General features: G+C 41.2%; 16 protein-coding genes. 4 read left to right on the plus strand and 12 right to left on the minus strand.

The window, feature by feature from the left end; all coding sequences use genetic code 11:
* Positions 1-630, plus strand: a 630-nt coding sequence (locus BMZ95_RS04185) for a glycosyltransferase family protein (RefSeq protein ID WP_074786442.1), incomplete at its 5' end; no start/stop codon positions are given.
* On the opposite strand, the gene BMZ95_RS04190 is transcribed toward BMZ95_RS04185, so the two are convergent.
* Entirely contained in the window at positions 614-2,611 is a 1,998-nt protein-coding gene (locus tag BMZ95_RS04190) for a YfhO family protein (protein WP_056990384.1), read from the minus strand. The genes BMZ95_RS04185 and BMZ95_RS04190 overlap by 17 nt on opposite strands.
* A gap of 5 nt (positions 2,612-2,616) precedes the next feature.
* The gene (locus BMZ95_RS11585; RefSeq protein WP_056990390.1) at positions 2,617-3,195 is read right to left on the minus strand and encodes a YfhO family protein; all 579 of its coding nucleotides are present in this window, start codon (positions 3,193-3,195) and stop codon (positions 2,617-2,619) included.
* Between the two features lie 175 nt (positions 3,196-3,370).
* On the opposite strand from BMZ95_RS11585, the gene BMZ95_RS04200 reads away from it, so the two are divergent.
* The 3 genes from BMZ95_RS04200 (at position 3,371) to BMZ95_RS04210 (ending at position 5,677) form a co-directional block, all read left to right on the plus strand.
* Positions 3,371-4,300, plus strand: a complete 930-nt coding sequence (locus BMZ95_RS04200) for a glycosyltransferase family 2 protein (protein ID WP_056990392.1) — start codon at positions 3,371-3,373, stop codon at positions 4,298-4,300.
* A 12-nt stretch (positions 4,301-4,312) separates the two neighbouring features.
* Complete coding sequence (locus BMZ95_RS04205) at positions 4,313-4,726, plus strand: GtrA family protein (protein WP_014072733.1); 414 nt, start codon at positions 4,313-4,315, stop codon at positions 4,724-4,726.
* An 84-nt stretch (positions 4,727-4,810) separates the two neighbouring features.
* Positions 4,811-5,677: a DegV family protein gene (locus BMZ95_RS04210; protein WP_046922697.1), complete on the plus strand. Its 867-nt coding sequence runs from the start codon at positions 4,811-4,813 to the stop codon at positions 5,675-5,677.
* A gap of 54 nt (positions 5,678-5,731) precedes the next feature.
* Here the strand turns inward: BMZ95_RS04210 and BMZ95_RS04215 are convergent, their stop codons facing one another.
* The 10 genes from BMZ95_RS04215 to BMZ95_RS04250 form a co-directional block, all read right to left on the minus strand.
* Positions 5,732-6,607: a beta-1,6-N-acetylglucosaminyltransferase gene (locus tag BMZ95_RS04215; protein ID WP_014072731.1), complete on the minus strand. Its 876-nt coding sequence runs from the start codon at positions 6,605-6,607 to the stop codon at positions 5,732-5,734.
* 24 nt (positions 6,608-6,631) lie between these two features.
* Entirely contained in the window at positions 6,632-7,648 is a 1,017-nt protein-coding gene (locus BMZ95_RS04220; RefSeq protein ID WP_046922698.1) for a glycosyltransferase, read from the minus strand.
* Entirely contained in the window at positions 7,649-8,674 is a 1,026-nt protein-coding gene (locus tag BMZ95_RS04225) for a glycosyltransferase (protein WP_046922702.1), read from the minus strand.
* Between the two features lie 138 nt (positions 8,675-8,812).
* Positions 8,813-8,956: a hypothetical protein gene (locus BMZ95_RS11125; RefSeq protein WP_155400512.1), complete on the minus strand. Its 144-nt coding sequence runs from the start codon at positions 8,954-8,956 to the stop codon at positions 8,813-8,815.
* Positions 8,953-9,141, minus strand: a complete 189-nt coding sequence (locus BMZ95_RS10780; protein WP_143454952.1) for a hypothetical protein — start codon at positions 9,139-9,141, stop codon at positions 8,953-8,955. The genes BMZ95_RS11125 and BMZ95_RS10780 overlap by 4 nt, the downstream gene beginning before the upstream one ends.
* Positions 9,142-9,241: 100 nt before the next feature.
* Entirely contained in the window at positions 9,242-9,850 is a 609-nt protein-coding gene (gene rfbC, locus BMZ95_RS04230; RefSeq protein WP_003697765.1) for a dTDP-4-dehydrorhamnose 3,5-epimerase, read from the minus strand.
* 13 nt (positions 9,851-9,863) lie between these two features.
* The gene (gene rfbD, locus BMZ95_RS04235; protein WP_046922699.1) at positions 9,864-10,778 is read right to left on the minus strand and encodes a dTDP-4-dehydrorhamnose reductase; all 915 of its coding nucleotides are present in this window, start codon (positions 10,776-10,778) and stop codon (positions 9,864-9,866) included.
* A 20-nt stretch (positions 10,779-10,798) separates the two neighbouring features.
* Positions 10,799-11,818 (minus strand): dTDP-glucose 4,6-dehydratase, encoded by a 1,020-nt coding sequence (gene rfbB / locus BMZ95_RS04240; RefSeq protein WP_046922700.1) that lies wholly within the window; start codon positions 11,816-11,818, stop codon positions 10,799-10,801.
* Between the two features lie 25 nt (positions 11,819-11,843).
* Positions 11,844-12,713 (minus strand): glucose-1-phosphate thymidylyltransferase RfbA, encoded by an 870-nt coding sequence (rfbA, locus tag BMZ95_RS04245; RefSeq protein WP_046922701.1) that lies wholly within the window; start codon positions 12,711-12,713, stop codon positions 11,844-11,846.
* A 402-nt stretch (positions 12,714-13,115) separates the two neighbouring features.
* Positions 13,116-15,083: a hypothetical protein gene (locus BMZ95_RS04250; protein ID WP_074786445.1), complete on the minus strand. Its 1,968-nt coding sequence runs from the start codon at positions 15,081-15,083 to the stop codon at positions 13,116-13,118.
* Between the last annotated feature and the right edge of the window lie 32 nt (positions 15,084-15,115).

Consider the following 15,115-nt stretch of genomic DNA (forward strand, 5'->3'; position numbering starts at 1 on the left):
TATGACTGCGTCGGCACACGCAGGACAACGCGTGAAGGCGAACCACCGATCAGATCTTTTTTCGCCAGAATGTTTTACAAAATCATCAATAAGATTTCCGATACCGAAATCGTCGACGTCGCCCGTGATTTTCGCATCATGACGCACCAAATGGTTGATGCGATTCTCGAAATGAGCGAATACAATCGCTTTTCAAAAGGCATCTTCAGTTGGGTCGGTTTCAATACCAAATATCTTGAATATAAAAATCATGAACGCGTTGCCGGAAAAACAAGCTGGAACTTCTGGAGCCTGTTCAAGTATTCCATTGACGGCATAGTGAACTTCTCGCAGTTCCCGCTTGACATCGCATCGTTTGTCGGCTTCATCTCCGCCTTCCTGTCAGGCTGTGGAATCCTGTTCATCATCATCCGCTACATCGTCCATGGCGGCGACCCGACAAGCGGCTGGGCATTTCTGACTGCCGTATCAAACGGCAACTGTTGTGCATTAAAATCAGCAAATATCGTAAATGCACCGTTGCCTTTAATTATGGCAGTCCCAAAAATTGCAGCTGCCACCACTAAAGAACACAATATGCATACTAATAAATTTTTATCGTATTTTTCCTTAATCAAAATATCTCCCTAGCTTTAAAGCATTTGCAGACGGTTATCCAGATTCCCAACAAAATAATGCCGATCAAAGTTTCGACTAGTCCCTTGAAGAATCCCGGAACCATGTAGTGCATGCTCAAATTATTCTTTCCTTTCCTCAACGGAATCGAATATAAACAATCACCAATCATCTGCGTTTGTACGTCTTTTCCGTTTAGCTTAATCGTCCATCCTTTGTCACACGGGACCGATAAATAAAGACTTTCGCCCTTTTCTTTGGCAGTCGTCATGATTTTAACGTCGCCATTTTTTATTTGCATAAATTTAGGTTCCCGTACTTTTAGTTTGGACGTAATTTTGGCAAATTCTTTTAAATCCAATGCATAAAATGCAACTCCGTCTCTTTTTATATCATAGGACGTTTTAGCTGCCAAAGAGACGTTTGCCGTTTCTTTACTGCCATCAGTCGACATATGGAATACTACCGGGGACAGCCATGATGAATATGGAATTTTATATTTATCATCAACGTTTAGTTCCGCATTCACCCATGTGTTCCAAGGAATCATTCCGTAAACGGTGTACTTGCCGTTTTTTGGCAAAGAAACCTTGTAAATCATCGGTTTCTTTTGTTTGATATCCCCTTCTTGAACCAATGAAAAATTCAAGGGTTGATAAACGGAAACCTTTTTGCCGATAAGTTTGCTATATAAGCTGTTTTGATATTCAAAATGATTGGCTAAGTTATATGCAACGTTATTGTCCTTATATTGTACAGCCATAGGAAGGGCATATGGGTTCAAATACGTTTTACGCCCATTGTACTCACCAATGTCTTTCACTCTCTTCAACCCATTGATCGGATATGAGGACAGCACGTATTTTGTTCCCAAAAATGAATCTATACCCAACATGGAGGTATTGACGACGCAAAAATTCGGCCCCATGATATTATATCCTGCTTTATCCAAAAAGCCCCTCTGCATATCATTCGGCGAAGACGTGTATCCTGCCAACGACCAATAATTATGTGCAAATGCTTCATCATAATTTGCATTAATTCCAGCGTAAGTCTGCGTTATTCGATAAACTCCTCTGTCTCTGCTTTGAATCATGCTGATTTGTTTACTTGCTTCTTTAGCCTCTTTGCTTCTTAAATAACTGTCATGTTCCGCATATTTATCCATCAGCAAAACAGAATTATACACTGAATCGCCTATGCATAAAAAGGCCATCAGTAAGATTGATGATTGATAAAACCTGATATTTATATTTTTTGATTTAATGAATATAACCAAACCAAATGCGAACCCTGTCACAAGAAACATCAGTGCGGTTGCATAAACTTCCCTAATCGGCTGAGCATGCTTTGCATGGTTTAACAAAACAATCATCACGCTCAATAAAATAGCACTGACAGACGTAGGCACCATCCCATATTCACTGCCCAAGAAATATTCACCCGCAATGTATATCAATACAAAAATAGCTAGATATGAATAACGATACCAATAACCATTAACATCCTGAAACATGGAAAATGCCGATATCAACGGTTTCCAATACATGCTCAAAATGGCAAACAAAAGCAATAGTCCGCATTTTGCTTTTACGCTTACTTTAATTTTCTTATTTAGGAAAAAGGCAATCACGCCGATTGCAACAATGCATCCACAAAACAGAGCTACGCTGTTTTCAGCACTTGTTGCACCATAAACGTAATTTTGAAGAACCGTTTTTATATCACCGGTTATCTTATTATCAAAAAGATTGTCCCACTTCAAATCACCGCGAGAACTCCCCTGTAATGCCTTAACGGTCGGAATGAACAAAAATGCGCTCAGCATGATTCCAAGAACCATTGCAAAAACATAGCTTAATCCATTTTTCAGTAAATTTACAAGCTGATCTTTAGCTGCATCTTTTTTCTGATAATTTCTGGCATATTCAAAAATAAACCAAAATCCGGAAAAGATGCAGTTAATGCCTGCACTATACCAGTTGGCTATTATCATATATCCTACTTAGCCAGTTTCCATCCTTTTGATTCACCAATGACGATTTTGTGAATGAACAACAACATCAATGGCAGCATATAAACACCGTCAAGCCACATGATGTTGCTACTTTGAGCAATATTATATTGACAAAGCGCATAGCTGACGGATAAAACAATTGTCATTGCATACTTCAAATTGCTATTAATCTTTTCTTTGAATGTTTCCGCAAAAAAATAACTGCATGAAAGCGCAGCAAGCACCAGCTTAATGACAACCGCAATATCAAAGAAAGTACGCAAATTATCTTTGCTGAAAAAAATTACTAATAAATTAATGGGAGAAGAGAGGTAATAGCTAAAAATGGCAAAGCTGCTTCCACCCAACACATTGGAAAAAGTGTATGAAAAATTATTTTTGCCTAAAATAACGTCTTTTAAATATGCATACAGATCAATGTATTGAATATGCGCATCCATTGATGCCAGTGATTTATCGTTTCCAAACGGAATGAAGCCTTGAATATACATGATCATCAACAAAAGAGACAACGTGCATAGACTGGATATAACCACTATCGATGCCTTTTTTCTCTTGCTCATCCTATTTCCCCCTATGATAAAAACTGTTAATCAACAACAAATTATATCACATAAAATCACCCTTAATACAATCAATATATTAATTTTAAATCACATATCACCGTATCTAATGTATAATATAACCTAGTAAGCCCTTGTTTTCCGCATAGGCAACTACCCATGGAGGATTCTCAAAATGAAGATATTATCAATTATTGTCCCGTGCTATTACGAAGAAGAAAGTCTTCCTCTGTTTTATAAAGCAACAGAGGAAGTCAATAAAAAGCTGGAAAATATCAAATTTGAATATTGGTTCATCAATGACGGGTCGACTGACGGAACCTTGGCAGAAATGCGCAAATTAAACAAACTTAATCCTGAAAACGTGCATTACGTGTCGTTTTCCCGCAACTTTGGCAAGGAAGCCGCACTGTACTGCGGTCTTCAGCAGGCAACTGGCGATTATGTGACCGTGATGGACGCTGACCTGCAGGACCCGCCGGAGATGCTACCTGAAATGATCAAGATCCTCGAAAACGAAGACTATGACTGCGTCGGCACACGCAGGACAACGCGTGAAGGCGAACCACCGATCAGGTCTTTTTTCGCCAGAATGTTTTACAAAATCATCAATAAGATTTCCGATACCGAAATCGTCGATGGCGCCCGTGATTTTCGCGTCATGACGCGCCAAATGGTTGATGCGATTCTCGAAATGAGTGAATACAATCGCTTTTCAAAAGGCATCTTCAGCTGGGTCGGTTTCAATACCAAATATCTTGAATATAAAAATCATGAACGCGTTGCCGGAAAAACAAGCTGGAACTTTTGGAGCTTATTCAAATATTCAATCGACGGAATCGTCAACTTTTCGCGTTTCCCGCTTGATATCGCATCGTTTATCGGCTTCATTTCGGCCTTGATTTCGGGATGTGCCATCCTTTTCATCGTTATCCGCTACATGATTCATGGCGATCCGACAAGCGGTTGGGCTTCCATGGTCTGCATCATGCTGTTTATCGGCGGAATCCAGCTCTTTTGCTTAGGAATCGTTGGCAAGTACATCGGCAAAATCTTCACTGAGGTCAAGCACCGACCTATTTATATCGTAAAAGAAAAGAAATAACAGGTAATTGTAATGAATAAACTAAAAAACTTTTTTGACGTGACCATGATCAAGTTCATTTTGGTCGGAATCGTGAACACTGCAGTCGGCATGGGAACCATGTTCATCTGCTATAACTTCTTCCATCTCAGTTACTGGATCTCTTCTGCCTCCAACTACGTGGTCGGAAGCATTGTCAGCTACTTTTTAAACAAGTACTTTACTTTCCAAAACAAGTCCAAGAGCATGAAGACCGTTGTCAAATTCATTATCAACATTACGGTCTGCTATCTTGTTGCGTACGGTGTTGCAAAACCATTGGCTATTTGGGCATTCAGTTCATTTGACAAGGGCATTCAGGACAATATCGCAATGCTTGCAGGATCGGTATTCTTCGTCGGCTTGAACTACATCGGACAACGTTTCTGGGCATTTAAAGAAGAATAATTCCCAAATTGCAATATTGGAACACATTCTCTCTTTGCGGTATAATATACACATAGAAAACGATTTTAAGGTGGACCATTTCGAATGGCGAAAATCAAGATTGTCACCGACTCCTCAGCTCAGTTGACACCAAAAGAAATTGAAGAATACGATATCCACGTTATTCCGTTGTCAGTCGAAATCAACGGGGAAAACCACGTTGACGGCGAAACGATCACAAGACAGGAACTCGTCGACGAACTGCGCAAGGGCAACATTCCAAAGACCAGTCAACCGCCAATGGGACGTTTTTTAGAAACATTTGAACAACTTGGAGCTGATGGCAGCGAGATTTTGGCAATCATGATGTCTGACGTTTTAAGCGGTACATACCAAACCGCATGTTCTGCCGCTGAAATGGTAAAATGCAGCGTTACCGTCATCAACAGCAAAGAAACTGATCGTGCGCTTTCTTTCCAGGTCTTAGCAGCCGCAAAAGATGCTACGGAAGGAAAAAGCGTCGAAGAAATCAAAGCACACTGTTTGGATATCCATAAGCGCACGACGACGGACGTTTTGATTGACAACATGGACTGTTTGGTTGCCGGCGGTCGCGTCAGCAAATTGGCAGGTGCTTTGACCAAATTGATCAACCTGAAAATCATCGTTCGTCTGCGCGAAAATAGTCTTGACGTTGTCTACAAGGGACGCAGTCGCAAAGCATTCTTGAAATATTGCCAAGAATTGAGCAAGTTCCATCAGGACAATCACATTCAGGAACTGTCTCTTTCAACCGTTGGAACCGATGAAGACTTCCTTGAACGGATCAAAGAAACCATGTTGCCGGAAGGAAGCAAGGATGCCGCATATATTGCACGTTTGACAAGTCCGATCATCATGACGCATACCGGTTTAAATGCCGTTGGCGTAATCACGTTGACAGAAAAAGAAGAACCTGAAGAAAACAGATAATGAAATGAGTCCTTACTGAACTTTATGACACAGTAAGGACTCATTTTATTATGTTCAATTTTTATAAACTTCATTGAGCCTTTCAATCAAATCACTGGAATGCTTAAAATCAAATTTCCTCGCAAAAAAGAAGTTGCCGCTTTTTATCTCATTCAAATCCTTTTCGTCCAGGACAGCGGGATAGCTTTCATATTGTTCAACCCATTTTATATAACGATAGTTTTCGTTCGTACATCTTTTCAAATAGTCCTCGTTATTGCATAATATCGTCTGAACCCAGAATTCATCCGAAAAACACCCTGTTTGAAGCATCTTGACAAAGTTGGGGTGCTTATCCATATATTCCACACAGTATTGTGCAACATCCCTCGGGAGATCCATCCAATTGGCACCGGTATAAATATCAAGATCTATTCCCAGCTTCTTGAACTTATTAACTCTGAGCAACAATTGGGCAAATATCAAAAAACGATGATAAAACTTTCCAAAAATGGTTCTTCGCTTAACGGCATCGTAGTTAAAATAGAACTTTTGCCACCAAATCAGCCGTTCATGTGACTTAATTCTGTCTTCAGCCTTGATATAACGCATATAGATTCTATCGTTATTTTCAAAAACTTCATATAACTCATCAATATTTTTTACTGGCCAGTCTTGACCTGAAATAACATGCACATACGATATATCCGGATTCTTCAAAGCAAGTTTCATCAAACGATATGCAGCCTCGCCTATGCTCCAACTGCCCCAGTTTACATCAACTTCAGAGATATGTTTAATGCCGTTATCATCCATAAACGACTTCTCTTTTTCACTAACAGGACATTTGGTATCAAAATGAATATAGACTTCAAACCTTCTGTTTAATTTAGATGCCAACTGCAACACTTGATCAACATTCTTGTGTGCCAAAATGAGCATTGCTTGCATACTCTATTCCTCTTCTCGATTAAATTAGTGTATCAATTGCCTGATTGCGTTCTTGATATAGTATCCGGAACGCATCTTTTCAGCAATTACTTGCGTATTACTCTTTATCTCATTATACTGTTCGCTGCTGAGTTCGTCTAAAATCGAATCAACGTCTTCCAACGACTCAACGGCTATCCCGACTTTGTTTTTCTCAACAAAATCAGCCAATGCGGCATCTTTCCAAATAATAACCGGTATTCCTGAACTCAAGTACAATGACACCTTATGCGGGTTGTTGTATCTCATGTATTCCCCAAATACTCCATCGCACTTGTCCACGCTTTTTCCATCCCACACCAATCCGAAACTGTGATTCAAGTGTGCCGGAACCTCTTCAGGAGTATATTGACCTTCATAATTAATGCATTCACCGTAATTATTTTGCGGATTAGGCCCCATTAAAAACAACTGATGCTTTATGTCAAGTCTGTTTAAAAAATCAGCTTTCTTTAGATTGCCGGCAAAGCACAAGGATCCATCATAAGGATACCCGCTTTGTATTTCTTGAGGGTTGTCATAATCGAAAATTTCCAAATTAGCAATAGGAACATTGACACCATTATCTTTAAGCCACTCATTCATTTTATCATTGTGACCGACCAATCCGTCAGAACCGTTCAAAATCCCAACTTCTTCCCTGATAAATTCCTTATTATCTCTAAACAACCTTAATGATTCCAAATCATGAATGACGAAATAAAGTTTGGCATTGGTATATTTTCTTGCATTGTCAATTATGGCTTTAGTAATAACCGTTGAATAGAGCGGGTATTGCAAGACCAAAGCATCCATATCTCGATGCTTCTTGAAAAAGCTCGGCACCGTTATCTTTAACGCAAAATACTTCTGAATCTTGGATTTTAAACTAGAATCGGTTTCAAATTTCAAATACTTGTTAACAAATCCAAGTTCTTCCAAGTACTTAACTACATCTACCTTGGCCTTGGGTGCAGCCGTATTCTTTTCGGTATCTTCTAAAGATATAATATAGTTCTTCATTCAATATTCCTGCCTATTCATCAACTTATTTAACTCATCAGTAGCGTTTGTCAAAAAATATCCCTTTCTCATCAGCTTGGCTATGTTTTGTACATTTGAACACATTTTTTGATAATCATCGACTTTCACTTCAGATAAAGCTCTGTCAATATCCTTCAAACTATCTACGGTTATCCCCAGTTTTTCATCTCTTACAATGTCTGCCAATGCCGCCTCTGACCAAATAATGATCGGAAGTCCGCTACTCAGATACAACGATACTTTATGTGGATCATTAATTCTCAAATAACTTCCATAATTACCTGTACATGTATCCATGGAGTTTCCGTCCCAGACCAATCCAAAACTTTGGACTAGTGCACCAGGAAGTTCTTCAGCGGCTAGGACTCCTTGGTATGATACGTTGTTTGGATACTTATCTGCGGCATTGGGTCCGTAAACATCAATCGAAGTTTCCAAATCCCATTTTTTCAAAAACGTTGATTTGCCCAAATTTCCCGCAAATACGATGCTTTTCTTGTACTCTCTCGAATCAGTCAATGTCTTAGGGTTATTATAATCCCATATTTTCATGTCAGTTATTGGTGCCTTGATTCCTTTTTCAATCAACCAGTCTGTCATCTTATGATTGAGCGAAACTATCCCATCCGCTTCTTTTAAAAACGACAGCTCCGTTTGCTCACTCTCAGGATGGTCATTGCCATCATTCCATATCCTCAAAGTTTCTATATCATGTATGATATACGCCAGCTCAGCGCCAGAAAAATGCTTGATAAAAAATATTATCATCTTCATTTGAAAAGGTATGCCTGTCGGAAATTGAACATAAATTACGCCGCGGCGTATTTTTAAGCACACAAATGGCAAAACAAAGATTACATATAACATTTTAAGATACCTATTATGCGGAGTATCTATGATTTTGTATCCTTGATTTCTCAAAAAGAATTCAACATCATCTTTTGCCTTTGTTCCACCAGTATTTTTAGCACTGTCATGCCAGCTTATAAGATATTTATTATTCATTTTCATCTCACTAATTTCTGCAGTATTAATCTCAAAAACAATTTTACCATAATATTATCTACTATGATAATTTTTGGACGACAAAGAAACTGGCATTAACTCCAGCTCCCAAAATTATTGATAATAAAACTATATGATTCAAAGTCTTCTCCTTCTAACCGCCATCGCAACTCCCATAATCACACAAACCACAACAATAATCCCGATTATTTCAAATCCCAAACAATCATCAGGCAACGTCTTGATCAGAAACACTTTCTTGCCATCGAAGACGTTTGTCACGTTGATTTTAGCATCCAGGCCACGCTCGACATGCTGTCCATCAAACCACCGTTGCCTTTACAACTATTGGTGAGTCCGAAATCATATTTTCCGTCACCTGTCGAATCGCTATAAGGAATCGAACCCCCGTCATAAGAACAAACATTCTTCAAAAATTTGCTATAGTTTTGTTTTAAGCAATCCAATCAATCTGCGGATCTCTAAATAAATATAAAAAAATTTTTATTTTGATAACAATAAAAGATCCGGAACCGCACACCGATTCCGGATCTTTTGAAAATTATTTTAAAACTTGAACGTGTCCTTGAATCCGAGCCACTTCTGATCTTTGTCGGACAGAGTGATCTTCGTGCCGTCTTCAAGCGTGTAGCCTTCAGCGGACGGAGTGCCTTTGTACTCACCGACAAGTTCCGGCCACTCTATCCCGATTTCGGGATCGTTCCAGGCCATGCCGCCTTCATCGTTTGGATGCCAGAAGTCGTTGACCTTGTAACAGAATTCCGCTTCATCGCTCAAAACGAGGAATCCATGCGCAAAGCCTTCGGGAATCAAGAACTGCTTCTTGTTTTCGGCTGAAAGCGTCACGCCGTACCACTTGCCGTACGTCTTCGAATCCTGACGAAGATCGACGACCGCATCAAACACCGTTCCGCGAACGGCTCGCACGAGCTTGCATTGCGGGAAGTGCTTTTGGAAATGCAGTCCTCTCAGCACGCCTTTGGTCGACATCGACTGGTTGTCTTGCACGAACTTCACGTCGATGCCTGCTTCCTTCATGTCGTTTTCATTGTACGTTTCCATAAAATATCCGCGATCGTCACCGTGGACTGCCGGCGTGATGACGCAAAGGCCTTCGATTCCGCCGACGTTTTTTTCAACATTGATTTGTCCCATTTGAATTACCTCTTTAGTATTCGATTTCCTTTAAATACCGCGACAGCGCGTCCTGCCAAGTCGGCAGCAGTTCAAAGCCGTTTTCTTTGAGCTTGCTCTTGTCCAAGCGGCTGTTGAACGGACGCGCGGCTTTTGAAAGGCCGTACTCTTCGGTCGTCACAGGGATGACCTTCGTCTTATAGCCGGCCTGCTTGAAGATTTCGCACGCAAAATCATACCATGAAATATAGCCGCCCTCGTTCGTTGCGTGATAATAGCCGTACTTGTCCGTTTCAATCATGTCGACCAAAAGGCGCGCAAGATCATATGTGTAGGTCGGAGTTCCGATCTGATCGGACACGACCTTCAGCGTATCGTGCGTCTTGCCAACGTTCAGCATCGTCTTGATGAAGTTCTTGCCGTTGACGCCGAAGACCCAGGCAATGCGCACGATGAAGTACTTGTCCAGATTCTGGCTTACCGCAAGCTCGCCTTCGAGCTTGGTCTGACCATAGACGTTCAGCGGCTTGTAGTCCTTGCAGTCCGGTTCCCATGGCTTCGTGCCCTGTCCATCGAAGACGTAGTCCGTTGAGATGTAGACCATCTTGCAGTCAAGCTTCTTGCAGACCAGAGCGATGTTTTCGGTTCCCTTTGCGTTGACCTGACGCACGAGCTCGACCTTGTCGTCATCTTCTGCCATGTCGACGGCCGTCCATGCGGCACAGTGGACCACGACGTCAGGATTCAGATCCGTGATCGTCTTTTCGACGGCCTCCTTGTCCGTAATGTCCATCGAAACATAGGGAGCGCTCGTGACGAACGTTCCGTCGGAAGCTCCGGCATATTCAGGCGCGATATCTGAACCGATGCCTTCGTATCCGCGTTTATTGAGTTCGTTCATTACATCGTGTCCGAGCTGTCCGGACACGCCCGTTACAAAAATTTTCATGCCTTTCCCTCACAAACAAATCAGCGATTTTCGTACATTTTCTTATAATAGTTCTGATATTCGCCGGAAACGATGTCTTCCCACCAGTCCTTGTTGTCAAGGTACCATTGGATCGTCTTCTTAATGCCGTCCGCAAACATCGTTTCAGGTTCCCATCCGAGCTCGTCATGAATCTTCGTCGGGTCGATCGCATAGCGGCGGTCGTGCCCCTTGCGATCGGCAACATGCGTGATCAGGCTTTCAGGCTTGCCGAGCTGTTCGCAGATGATCTTGACGATGTCGATGTTTCTCATTTCGTTATGGCCGCCGACGTTGTACACTTCTCCGACGCGTCCTTTGTGGATGATCAGATCGATCGCGCGACAGTGATCTTCAACGTAAAGCCAGTCGCGAACGTTGAGGCCTTCGCCGTAAACCGGAAGCGGCTTGTCGTTCAAGGCGTTGATGATCATCAACGGAATCAGTTTTTCAGGAAAATGATACGGACCGTAGTTGTTTGAGCAGCGAGAAATCGTCACGGGCAGGCCATATGTACGATGATATGCCAAAACCAACAGATCGGCCGATGCTTTGGAGCTGCTGTAAGGAGAGCTCGTATGAATCGGAGTTTCTTCCGTAAAGAACAGGTCGGGACGATCAAGCGGCAAGTCGCCGTAGACTTCGTCCGTGCTTACCTGATGGTAGCGCTTGATGCCGTATTTGCGGCAGGAGTCCATCAAAACCGATGTCCCCATGATGTTCGTTTCAAGGAAAAGCTGCGGATTTTCGATCGAACGATCGACGTGCGATTCGGCCGCAAAGTTGACAACCATGTCGGGATGTTCTTCTTCAAACAGTTTGTAAATTGCTTCACGATCGCAGATGTCAATCTTGCAGAAACGGAAGTTGGGATTGTCCATCACCGACTTGAGCGTCGACAGGTTGCCCGCATACGTGAGCTTGTCAACGCAGATGATGCGATAATCCGGATGTGCCTTAAGCATATGGAACACGAAGTTGCTGCCGATGAACCCCGCGCCGCCTGTAACAATAATGTTCATTTCAATAAAACCTCTCTGTAATTTTCTAATCTTCAGCTGCCAGACGCAACAAATACTGACCGTAGTCGTTCTTCTTCAGCGGCTGCGCCAGCTCTATGAGCTTTTCCCTTGAAATCCAGTGCATCCGGTACGCAATTTCCTCAAGGCAGGCCACCTTCAGGTTCTGACGCTTTTGAATGGTCGAGATGAAGCTTGCCGCTTCAAGCATCGAATCATGAGTCCCGGTATCGAGCCATGCGTACCCGCGGCCCATGAGCTTGACGTCAAGCTTGCCGCGTCTTAAGTACTCCTTGTTGACGTCCGTGATTTCAAGTTCGCCACGATCGGACGGCTTCAGATTTTCCGCGATTTCGACAACGTCATTGTCATAGAAGTAAAGGCCGGTGACGGCATAGTTGCTCTTCGGATGTTCCGGCTTTTCTTCAATCGACAAGGCATGCATGTTTTCATCGAATTCGACCACGCCGAATCTTTCCGGATCGTTGACGTGATACCCGAAGACGATTGCGCCGTCCTCTTTTTTGGCTGCTTCCTGGAGTTGCTTTGAAAGGCCGCTTCCGTAGTAGATGTTGTCGCCCAAAATCAGGCAGACGGAATCAGACCCGATAAACTCTTTTCCTAAAATAAACGCTTCAGCCAAACCGTTCGGATGTTCCTGAACCTTATAGGAAAGGTTGATTCCAAAATCGGAACCGTCTCCCAAAAGGCTCTCAAACAACGGAGTATACTCCGGCGTCGAAATAACCAAAATGTCTCTGATTCCGGACAGCATGAGCGTTGACAGCGGATAATAAATCATCGGCTTGTCGTAAACCGGAATCAGCTGTTTTGAAATTCCTTTGGTGATCGGATACAGACGCGTACCCGATCCGCCCGCAAGAATTATTCCTTTCATAACTACATTCCTCTTCTTTCATTAATCAGATAACTTCATTATCTCACAATTAGCATACCGATAACAACCATATGCTAACAATGATTATAATACATTTTTGCTTGAATGAAATTTTAAGTTAATGTGTAAAGGGCTTCGGTCAACAAGGTTGACTTCCACGACGTCATCCAATTTCATATTTAAACCTCCGATATACTTGATGTTTAAAGCATACCAAGATATCGGAGGTTTATGAAGAACGCTTATTTAAAGACCGCTTACGAACATCGATCTTACCTCGTAAATAAGAAAATAAAAACGATGCATACGCAATAACCTGAGATAATAATACTATCTCGGGCTATTTGTGTACACACCGCTATTTTAACGACCGATTATAGTTTTCTTATATTTTAGTAACTATTATTTAATGACGTGTCCTTTACTATCTACACGATAACTTACATATTTATGGGTTGCAGAATCGTAATATCTAATAGTTGTATTCACAGCCATCTTACCATTTGCATACATATAATACGTGTACCTACCCACATTAATAAGTTGGTCTCTCACTAAAGATTTGTTCTTTACATAGTACCAATTGTTACTTGCCTTAATCCAACCATCCTTAGTAATAGTTTGTTTCATTGAAAGAGCACCATCAGATCTGAAATAATAAAAGGCATTCTTGTAAGTGGTAGCATAGTTTGCAGACATTTTACCGCTACTATCGAAATGATATGTGTGTCCACCTACACCAAAAAATTCACCCTTAACTAAGGTTCTATTTTTAACATAATACCAATCATTTCCCGCTTTAATCCAACCATTTCTAGAAGCATTGCGTTTCATTGAAAGAGCACCGTTGGCACCAAAATAATAAAACACATTTCTATAAATGGTAACATAGTTTGTGGACATTCTTCCATTGAAATCAAAGTGATACGTATGCCCATCTACACCAAAAAACTCGCTCTTTACTAAATCTTTATCTTTTACATAATACCAATTGTTGCCGGATTTAACCCATCCATCATTATCTGCATCCATCTTTTTTAAAACAAGTGCCCCATCGGATCCATAATAGTAAAGCATATTTTGATAGTAGTCTATAACACTACAATTTTTGGACATTTTACCGTCTCTATCAAAATGATACGTACGTCCTCCCAATGTTGCAGTTTCGTCTGATAAAAACTCGCCTCCGTGAGAATTCTTCACGTAATACCAGTCATTTCCTACTCGAACCCATTCATCTTTAGTTATCGCCTGTCTCTTTAAAACAATGCCCGATCCATTGATATAGTAGAAAACCCCATCGAAAATGTGGGCTTTATCGTCGTCAATCATTTGGCCATCATAATCAAAATAAAAATAGTATCCTTTACCGTTTATCGGTCTGTATCCGGAAACACGTACCCCATTGTTATCATAGTAATACCAGCTGTAATATTTTTTATACCATCCTTTGACAAGATGTCCGTTTTCATCCGTACGATAATACTTATGCTGGTATTCAACCTCTTCATTCGTACTCATTTTACCATAGTTATAGGTGTTAAAGTAATATTTTTGGTTGTCTATCGTCTGCAAGCCTGTAAAGGCTTGACCAGTCTTTTTGTCATAATAGTACCAATCACCCCAATAATTTTGATACCATCCCTTAACTAAATGGCCTTGATCGTCTACTCGATAATAATTATATCCAAGCCCAGACTCATACCCAAATGTATTATTGGTATCCATCTTTCCGTCATAAAGAAAATGATATGTATAATTACCTATTGTTTTCAACTTATCTTTAACAGGTTCACCGTTTTCAAAATAATACCAATAGTAATCCTCGTCTTTCCACCAACCGTTTTGCGGTTGAGATGAATCAGCAACTGATGCGACAGCTGCTAGTTTGCTATCAGACTTTAACGAGTTGGCATCGGATACTGCAACGTCTGCTTTGCTTTGCTGTGATACGGCATTTTGAGTTCCCTTGGATACAGAGGTTGAATTCGTCTCGTCAGTACTAGACGCCGCACTATCATTACCGTTTACAGAACTGCTGCTGTCTTTAACCATATCACTTGAAGCACTGGTATTCGCTGAAGTTTCAATGCTTTGCTGTGATACGGCATTTTGAGTTCCCTTGGATACAGAGGTTGAATTCGTCTCGTCAGTACTAGACGCCGCACTATCATTACCGTTTACAGAACTGCTGCTGTCTTTAACCATATCACTTGAAGCATTGGTATTCGCTGAAGTTTCAATGCTTTGCGATTGATCCGCTTTTTCAGATGCAAAAACAGAAGTCGAATCTGCTATCGACACCGCCGTTAACAATGCCAGCGATACAGCAATCCTCCTACAATATTTGCATAGTTTTTTATCTTTCATAAATAGTTCCCCTTTCTATGAAACTTTCATTT

The sequence above is a fragment of the Ligilactobacillus ruminis DSM 20403 = NBRC 102161 genome (assembly GCF_900113455.1).
In the GTDB taxonomy this organism is placed as follows: domain Bacteria; phylum Bacillota; class Bacilli; order Lactobacillales; family Lactobacillaceae; genus Ligilactobacillus; species Ligilactobacillus ruminis.

Excerpts from the sequence above, each read along its gene's own strand:
- rfbC (WP_003697765.1), bottom strand. The coding sequence starts at position 9,850 with ATGGGACAAATCAATGTTGAAAAAAACGTCGGCGGAATCGAAGGCCTT.
- BMZ95_RS04190 (WP_056990384.1), bottom strand. The coding sequence starts at position 2,611 with ATGATAATAGCCAACTGGTATAGTGCAGGCATTAACTGCATCTTTTCC.
- rfbD (WP_046922699.1), bottom strand. The coding sequence starts at position 10,778 with ATGAAAATTTTTGTAACGGGCGTGTCCGGACAGCTCGGACACGATGTA.
- BMZ95_RS04250 (WP_074786445.1), bottom strand. The coding sequence starts at position 15,083 with ATGAAAGATAAAAAACTATGCAAATATTGTAGGAGGATTGCTGTATCG.
- BMZ95_RS04200 (WP_056990392.1), top strand. The coding sequence starts at position 3,371 with ATGAAGATATTATCAATTATTGTCCCGTGCTATTACGAAGAAGAAAGT.
- BMZ95_RS04225 (WP_046922702.1), bottom strand. The coding sequence starts at position 8,674 with ATGAATAATAAATATCTTATAAGCTGGCATGACAGTGCTAAAAATACT.
- BMZ95_RS04215 (WP_014072731.1), bottom strand. The coding sequence starts at position 6,607 with ATGCAAGCAATGCTCATTTTGGCACACAAGAATGTTGATCAAGTGTTG.
- BMZ95_RS11585 (WP_056990390.1), bottom strand. The coding sequence starts at position 3,195 with ATGAGCAAGAGAAAAAAGGCATCGATAGTGGTTATATCCAGTCTATGC.
- BMZ95_RS04205 (WP_014072733.1), top strand. The coding sequence starts at position 4,313 with ATGAATAAACTAAAAAACTTTTTTGACGTGACCATGATCAAGTTCATT.
- BMZ95_RS04210 (WP_046922697.1), top strand. The coding sequence starts at position 4,811 with ATGGCGAAAATCAAGATTGTCACCGACTCCTCAGCTCAGTTGACACCA.
- BMZ95_RS04220 (WP_046922698.1), bottom strand. The coding sequence starts at position 7,648 with ATGAAGAACTATATTATATCTTTAGAAGATACCGAAAAGAATACGGCT.
- rfbA (WP_046922701.1), bottom strand. The coding sequence starts at position 12,713 with ATGAAAGGAATAATTCTTGCGGGCGGATCGGGTACGCGTCTGTATCCG.
- rfbB (WP_046922700.1), bottom strand. The coding sequence starts at position 11,818 with ATGAACATTATTGTTACAGGCGGCGCGGGGTTCATCGGCAGCAACTTC.